General features: G+C 63.0%; 7 protein-coding genes. 2 read left to right on the plus strand and 5 right to left on the minus strand.

The features are described 5' to 3' along the window. Positions 1-130 precede the first annotated feature (130 nt). The gene (locus AC0CH8_RS15220; RefSeq protein ID WP_465240628.1) at positions 131-874 is read left to right on the plus strand and encodes a dienelactone hydrolase family protein; all 744 of its coding nucleotides are present in this window, start codon (positions 131-133) and stop codon (positions 872-874) included. Between the two features lie 202 nt (positions 875-1,076). Here AC0CH8_RS15220 and AC0CH8_RS15225 read toward each other — a convergent pair whose 3' ends face one another. Beyond that, positions 1,077-1,679: a PEPxxWA-CTERM sorting domain-containing protein gene (locus AC0CH8_RS15225; protein WP_465240629.1), complete on the minus strand. Its 603-nt coding sequence runs from the start codon at positions 1,677-1,679 to the stop codon at positions 1,077-1,079. 383 nt (positions 1,680-2,062) lie between these two features. Beyond that, positions 2,063-2,851, minus strand: a complete 789-nt coding sequence (locus AC0CH8_RS15230) for a tyrosine-type recombinase/integrase (protein ID WP_465240630.1) — start codon at positions 2,849-2,851, stop codon at positions 2,063-2,065. 284 nt (positions 2,852-3,135) lie between these two features. Between AC0CH8_RS15230 and AC0CH8_RS15235 the strand changes: the two genes are divergently transcribed. Continuing rightward, a complete protein-coding gene (locus AC0CH8_RS15235; protein ID WP_465240631.1) occupies positions 3,136-3,282 on the plus strand; it encodes a hypothetical protein in 147 nt (48 codons plus the stop codon). A gap of 211 nt (positions 3,283-3,493) precedes the next feature. On the opposite strand, the gene AC0CH8_RS15240 is transcribed toward AC0CH8_RS15235, so the two are convergent. The 3 genes from AC0CH8_RS15240 to AC0CH8_RS15250 form a co-directional block, all read right to left on the minus strand. Then, complete coding sequence (locus AC0CH8_RS15240) at positions 3,494-3,859, minus strand: hypothetical protein (RefSeq protein WP_465240632.1); 366 nt, start codon at positions 3,857-3,859, stop codon at positions 3,494-3,496. 101 nt (positions 3,860-3,960) lie between these two features. After that, positions 3,961-4,956: a hypothetical protein gene (locus AC0CH8_RS15245; RefSeq protein ID WP_465240633.1), complete on the minus strand. Its 996-nt coding sequence runs from the start codon at positions 4,954-4,956 to the stop codon at positions 3,961-3,963. Between the two features lie 627 nt (positions 4,957-5,583). Next, entirely contained in the window at positions 5,584-5,970 is a 387-nt protein-coding gene (locus AC0CH8_RS15250) for a hypothetical protein (RefSeq protein ID WP_465240634.1), read from the minus strand. Positions 5,971-6,000 lie beyond the last annotated feature (30 nt).

The raw sequence follows: 6,000 nt of genomic DNA on the forward strand, positions 1-6,000 counted from the left end.
GTAGACGTTCGGCGAGGCGATAGGTTCTCGATACGCCAGAAGACGAGCCGCGGCGCAGAGTGACTTACCGCTGCGAGCGCGGGTGCTATGACGGCAGTGCCCTTCATCAGGTCGGCTTGAGGATATTCGCATGATCTTGCGCAGCGACGAGACACTGGATGTCGACGTGCCAGGCAGCGGTCCGATGCGGATGCATCTGTTCCGGCCTGCTATCGCAGGCCGCTTTCCGGGCGTGCTCCTGTTCTCGGAAATCTATCAGGTCACGGCCCCGATCCGCCGGTTGGCGGCGATGATCGCGGGGAACGGGTATGTCGTCGCCGTACCCGAAGTCTACCACGAGTACGAGCCCGCGGGTACGGTTCTGAAGTATGATCAGGCCGGCACCGACCGGGGTAACGCGCTGAAGTTCGCGAAGCCTGTTCCTGCGTTCGATGCCGACGCGGAGGCCGCCACGACCACCATGCTCGCGCATGCCGCCTGCAACGGCCGGCTGGGAACGTTCGGCGTGTGTCTAGGCGGCCATCTCGCCTACCGGGCCGCGCTCGATCCGCGCGTGGCTGCCGCCGCTTGCTTCTACCCGACGGACATCCATTCGGGTACGTTGGGCGAGGGTCGATCCGACGACAGCCTCGCACGTATGGCCGACCTGAAAGCGGAGGTGATGTTCGTGTGGGGACGGCAGGACCCGCATGTCCCCTTTGCGGGGCGGGAGGCGATCCGCACCCGGCTGGAGGCGGTCGGCGCGACCTACGAGTGGCATGAGATGAATGCGCAGCACGCCTTCCTGCGGGACGAGGGGCCGCGGTACGATCCCGCGCTGTTCCTTCAGGCGATGGCGCTCACGCTGCAATTCTACCGACGTACCTTGACGTAGGGCGGCTTTCGCCGGCTGCGCGGCGGTTACTTGCCTCGTCGGGCCGTCATGTCCGGACATATACTGCCGGGTCGCTGGTAACCAAGGTCATGAAGTTTGAGCGTCAGCGGCGAGCGCACGAACCCGACCAAATGCGAAGAAGCCGCCGACCTGCGTATGCGGTCGGCGGCTTCCTTGGACCTGATCGGAAAGGGTTAGAGGATCAGGCGAACGAAACCTTCGTGCTGATACGACGACGGCGCATCGCACCACCGACCATGCCGAAGCCGCCGATCATCATGGCCCAGGTCGCAGGCTCAGGAACCGCACCGGCCACCGATGCGGCGAACGTGCCGTTGACCGCGCTGGTGATCGTCACCGAACCGCGATCGGTGTCGAACGTGGCGTCGATACCGCTGAAATAGCTGATCGGCGTCGTGGCGACGTTGGACGCCCCGTCATAGTTGATCAGGAGGGCGTTATCCCCCGAGAAGTACGACGAGTTGTCCAGGGCGTTGAACTGGATGCCGACGTAGCCGAAGTTGTTCTTGAAGAAGAACGCCGGGCTGGTCACGTTGAAGGTGCCGGCGGTCGGCGATACCGCCTGAAGCGATGCGAGCGGAGTGACGAAGGTGCCCGGACCGAACGCCTGAACATCGGCGGTGTCGGCCGTGCCGGTGAACGTCGCGTCGACGTTGGTGAACGGTCCGCCGTTCACACCCGAGAAGGTGCCGGTGAAGGTGTAGGTGATCGTGGCGGCCATCGCAGGCGCCGTGATCGCCATCGTCGCGGCGGCGGCAAGCGCCAGCATCTTGATCGTCTTCATGATTGTTTCCCCATGACACCGAGCCAAGGGGCGGGTGCTGAGCGATCGTTTATCTGAGGTTCATGTGATCTCAACATGAATTTTCACTCATGATTAACCAATTAAATCTCTTTTCAGGACAAGCGAGCACGTTGCCGCACGGCAGCCTTGATGCTGAAGGGACAACACCATCGCTGACCGGGCGAGCCGGCCGGTGGAAAAACGGAACATTCGTTGTCGCGGCGAGGGTTCATCGAACCTTGGAACCGTGCTGCCATACCGCGGAAAATGACAGGACGGCTGGTGCCGGTTGCAGGAAACTCAACATGGCGCCAAAAACGGCAGATTTCCGCCACTTCTGAGAAGCTGAAGGGCTGCAATATGTACCTCTTTTTGTACCCTCTTCAGGTGGATGGCAAGGGTGCCGGCTCCCGGTGGTTGCCCCGCGCGACGGCTCTGCGGAGGTCATGAAGCCGCAAGTCCTTGATGTCGGCTTTGCGGCAGGCCGCCTCCCATGCCCATCGAAGGGCCGGCACCGACATGTGGAAGATGCGATAGTAAGGATCGTCCAGGCCGCGCAGCACCTTCACGGCAGCTTCGTTCAGCTCGACCGTACGTCCCGTTGAGGCCCTTGATGGGCGAAGATGGGCTACAGCCTCGTCTAGGTTCACGTCGGTCCATTCGAGCCTGAGAAGCTCCGCACGGTCCATGCCAGTCTCGATCGTCAGCTCCACCAGAGCCCTCACGAGGGGCTTAGACGCTAGGGCAGCGTAGAGCGCGTCAAGTTCCTCAGGGGTGACGACCCGAGCTCGCGGCCGCTTCGAAGCCGGAGGAAGCGCGACCATGACCCCAGGGTTGTGCCGTAGCTTCAGGCCCCACGCACACCTTGCGTACTCATAGCCGCACCGCACGATCCGAGCTTCAGCACGCACGGTCGCCGGCCTGACGCTGAGGAGCCGCTCGTCGCAGTACGTCTGAATGGCTTTCTGCGTCACCACCTCCAGACGCAACTCAGCCAAGGAGGACTTCAGTATAGGTCCGGCCTTGTACGTCTCATTCCTCTCGTAAGGCCCGCCACCCCATCTAGCCGCGATGTATTGCTCGATAGCCTCGCCAAGCCTGATCGGCCGACGTTCGGGATCGCCGGTCCCGTGCACGCTGCTCCAGAACGCTTTGTTAGCCGTGGTCACCATGTTTCCCCCTTCAGTCGATAGATGCCACTAGACAACATTGCGGCGCGGGCAAGCACTGGCTGCAATATGGTAAGGCCCCAAAGCGGGACATGTCGAGGATGAGCTGAGTAGAAGAACTGCAACGGTAGTAACGACACCACCGCATCGACCTTTCGATTGTGGTAACGCTACGATCGTAATGTTTGAAGAAGTGCCGTCACTTCTTGACAGCGAACATCAACTAGAAATAAAAGGCGTGACCGGCGGAACTTTCTGCGCCGATGCAAAATGGTTGGGGGGATTGAATGTCTGAGTTCTCGGTCGCGCTGATTGACGGCGAAGCGCGGATGATGGGGGAAGGTATCTGTGTCGTGATCCAGGAAGGCCCCGAGGGCATGATGGACGTTGTTCTGCAACGTGCAGACCTGGAGGCACTCCTCGCGGCTATGTGACGCGGAGGGGACATGGGAACAGCATCGGGCGGTGAGTTGCACCTAGGCCACCTATGCTGAAGGCGAGCGGAAGGACCACGCATCGCTAACGAGAGGGCTCCGGGATATCCGGGGCCCTTTTTGTTTGCCGGCCGAGGACGAAAAAAGACCCCCCGCGATCCCGAAGGAGCACGAGGGGCAGGCATGGCAACAAGGTAGAGGCGGGTGCCGGCTAGACGTCCAGCACGGCGTCATCACACAGGCACGGACTATCGTCGTCTTCCAGCGCCGCGATCACTGCCACGCCATCCACGACCCGGATGTTCAACGGCTGCGGAAGGAAGCCGTCACGAACGGACAGGGACACGCTGCCATCGTCCATGAGGTCAACGCGCCAGCGCTCAGCGTCCTCGGGGATCCGGAAGGCTACGCGGGCCTGAGGTGTGGGCTCGTGCATTAATCCCGAGCCCTCAGGGGCCTCAAGAGCGGTGGGTGCCTGGCGGCGCTGACAGTACTCGTCGGCCGCTGCTAGGGCCTCGGCGGCGCTACAGTTCAGGACGTCCACCTCAGTGTCGTCGGCAAAGATGATGATCTTCATATCGTTGGTTCCATTCAATCGATGATGTTGGGGCGGCCGACCGATCGGCGGCGCGAAAGGCCATCCCGGACAGTCCGAAGTCGACGGGGAAGGCGAGAACGTTAAAACCCGAACTTGGGGGCCTTGAGCCCGGTGTATACGCTGGCACCGGCCGACGCCGCGCCCATGATCTGGCCGAGGATGGACCCCGCCTGCTTGGACTTCGTGGTCCCCGAGCTCGTGCCCGACTGGCCCCACTGTCCACCCGCCACAATCTTGGCGTAGCGGTCGAGAAGGTCCGTCGCGCGGCTGTCCTCACCCTGCCACTTCGAGAAGTCGGCGGTGAGGCCTCCCTGGCGGTCGGCCTGTTCGGCTGAGTTGGCGCCGTTGATGGCGTCGAAGGCCCCATAGGCCGCTGAGCTCGACTTCCCGAGCGCATCGACGCCAAAGGACGCAAGGTTCCCGTAGGAGCTGGCGGCCTGGCCGAGCGCGGACAGGTTCGTGGAGCGGTCGTTCTGGGCCAGCGTGAGGCCCCGGTCGTACGCATCGCCCCTGATCTGGGCCGAGATGTCGCCGATACGGTCCGCCGTGCCACGCTGGGCGATGCCGGACGCCACACCAGCTCGCGAGGAGTTGATGTTGCCCGTGGCGGATGCGGCCCGATCGATGCTCGGGAGGACGCTCTCGGACAGGTTGCGGGTGATGTCGCGGGAGTTAGCGTCGATCATCCCGGCGATGGCCGGATTGTTGGCGTACGCGGTCGCGGCGGTGATGTTCGCCTGCGTCGGGTCCTGTCCGGCCATAGCGGCGAACTGATCGGTCGCCGAAGCGGCCTTGGAGCCGTAGCCGGCCATCTGGGTCCCGAGGGAGCTGAGGGTCGACGCTGTGTCCAGGCCGGTGCCCGAGGCGTAGCCCTTGAGCTTAGCCAGGGCGTCCTTGGCCTCCTGGCTCATGCCGGCGTAGGTGGCCCCTTGGTAGTACGGGGAGGACTTGGAGCCGGCGTAAATGTCCTTGGCGGAGTTGAAGGCGTCGGTGAGGTAAGGAGCCTGAAAGGCGCTAGGGCCCGTGTCAGTCTTCTCGTTGGTCTTGGTGGTGCTGGAGCCTGTGAAGAGGCCCATGTGATTATCCTGGTTGTAGGTGTTGGTCGCGCTGGCCGATGAGGCTGCAACGCCACGCGGCGAGCGCTACAGGTTCTGAAGGGGGGACCGGCGGCCGTCCGGCGCCTCGCGGCACGGAGACTGCTTCGGCGACACGGTGTGATTGGATCGGCACTGTCGCCTCGGGCTTGCCGTACCGTCTCCGGAACTCGGCATCCCAGTGCTTCCATTCGTCGTAGATCGGTCCCGCATAAAAGGTTCGGTCAGGCTTGGGGCCTTCTGCTCGGACCTCGAAGAGGGTCCAAGCCTCATTCGGAAAGGCGGTCCGGAGCTCAGCATCACGCTTTCGGAGCCATCCCGCGACCATCTTGCTCGCTTTGCGATCCGGCTGACGGCCGGCAATCTCCAGCGCCGCCATTGTTGATATGACGTGGGACAGATCGTCGTCGTCGAAAGGAAAACGGTGGGCGCCGACATGTCGCGCGGTGAACACATCGCACTCTCGGGGGCGGAAGGATCGTCCGAGGAAGTGTTGAACGTGTGAGGTCGACCACCACGGTATGCCGTCCAAGACAGCGACTGGGAATGGAACGCGAGCGAACGTTAGTTCGGGGTAGATCGCTTCTTCGAAGGGTATCCTGTCGATCGTCACGCCGTATGCATTCCGAGGAGGGCCCAGTGGTGCGTCAGGAACGATCGGACCTGGCGATCGATGGGCCGCTTGCGCTGGCGCGTCAGGGCAATCGCCGCCGCCGGGGTGATGACGATGGAGCGCTGCGGGCCCTGCGCGGACGTGATGGTCCGGAAGGACTTGTCGGCCTCGGAGAGCCTAGTTAGCCATCGGCCAGGATTGCGGGAGATGTCGAGGCCGAGGATGTTGAGGACGTCTCGGGCTACCAGGTGGACCGCCCCGGTGGGGTCGATCAGGTAGCGGACGCTATGGGCGCCAAAGGGCAGGAGTCCTGCACCGGGCGGTGAGGGCGTGGGGTGTTGATTTCCACTGAGAGCTGACCCGGCGAAGGCATAAATTTCCACCGAGAAGTGACCCGTGTCTCAACCTCACCC

It is taken from the genome of Sphingomonas sp. AC435, assembly GCF_979253005.1.

Coding starts and splice junctions, on each gene's coding strand:
- AC0CH8_RS15220 (WP_465240628.1), top strand. CDS start 131: ATGATCTTGCGCAGCGACGAGACACTGGATGTCGACGTGCCAGGCAGC.
- AC0CH8_RS15225 (WP_465240629.1), bottom strand. CDS start 1,679: ATGAAGACGATCAAGATGCTGGCGCTTGCCGCCGCCGCGACGATGGCG.
- AC0CH8_RS15230 (WP_465240630.1), bottom strand. CDS start 2,851: ATGGTGACCACGGCTAACAAAGCGTTCTGGAGCAGCGTGCACGGGACC.
- AC0CH8_RS15235 (WP_465240631.1), top strand. CDS start 3,136: ATGTCTGAGTTCTCGGTCGCGCTGATTGACGGCGAAGCGCGGATGATG.
- AC0CH8_RS15240 (WP_465240632.1), bottom strand. CDS start 3,859: ATGAAGATCATCATCTTTGCCGACGACACTGAGGTGGACGTCCTGAAC.
- AC0CH8_RS15245 (WP_465240633.1), bottom strand. CDS start 4,956: ATGGGCCTCTTCACAGGCTCCAGCACCACCAAGACCAACGAGAAGACT.